Source organism: Parendozoicomonas callyspongiae (assembly GCF_023502345.1).
Taxonomy (GTDB): domain Bacteria; phylum Pseudomonadota; class Gammaproteobacteria; order Pseudomonadales; family Endozoicomonadaceae; genus Sansalvadorimonas; species Sansalvadorimonas callyspongiae.
In genome coordinates, this window is the sequence record NZ_JAMFLX010000136.1 from 1 (window position 1) to 668 (window position 668).

At 35.2% G+C, this 668-nt stretch carries 1 protein-coding gene; it reads right to left on the minus strand.

What is annotated here, in order from left to right:
- Positions 1 to 67: 67 nt before the first annotated feature.
- The gene (locus M3P05_RS20650; RefSeq protein WP_249702035.1) at positions 68 to 604 is read right to left on the minus strand and encodes a GNAT family N-acetyltransferase; all 537 of its coding nucleotides are present in this window, start codon (positions 602 to 604) and stop codon (positions 68 to 70) included.
- Between the last annotated feature and the right edge of the window lie 64 nt (positions 605 to 668).

A 668-nucleotide genomic window follows, 5' to 3' on the forward strand; every position in this document is an offset into this window, starting at 1 on the left:
GGAAGCATTTGTTAGCTGCGGAGCTCGCGACATACTCTGTTGTCAAATAGTTGGTGAGAAGGCAAAGCTAGCTTTTGAGCAATAATTCCATTTGAATATCCGTATTGGGTAAAACAACACGCCTCATCTTTAGCTTTTTTGTATAGAATTGCTCCGAAACATCTTTTGGCTCTAAAATTATTTTTTTGACTGGCTGTTTCTTCATGATTTCGATTACATAATTCATTAAAAGAGTTCCCAGTCCTTTGCGCTGTTTCTTTGGCGTTATAGCAAGAAAATCCACTTCAAGAACTTGGTCATCAGTATTTTCTGAATGATAAAAAGTTGATGCAACACACCCAACTAAATTTTGTGAATCATCGCTTAAAAACTCAACAATAAAAGGGGTGCAATTACGGTTTTTCGGTTCATATCCTTGATTGTTTTCTGGAGGGCTTTCAACAGCTTCATACTCTTCAGGGTGACAAGCAAAATCGTAAAAATCTTTGTAAAGCTCGCTTTTAACATCAGTACGTACTCGGACTTTATAGCCAAGAGCAATGATCTCTTTATTGATTTTTTCTGGAAAAATTAGTGGGCTTAAATTCTTTCCAATTGCTTCCATTTATTATGCTCTTTTTTTATATTTTTAAGAAGAATAGCTTTTTCTTATAGAGACTTCATCGGTT

What these genes read in the sequence shown, in the direction of transcription:
- M3P05_RS20650 (WP_249702035.1), bottom strand. Translation starts at nt 604, where the DNA reads ATGGAAGCAATTGGAAAGAATTTAAGCCCACTAATTTTTCCAGAAAAA.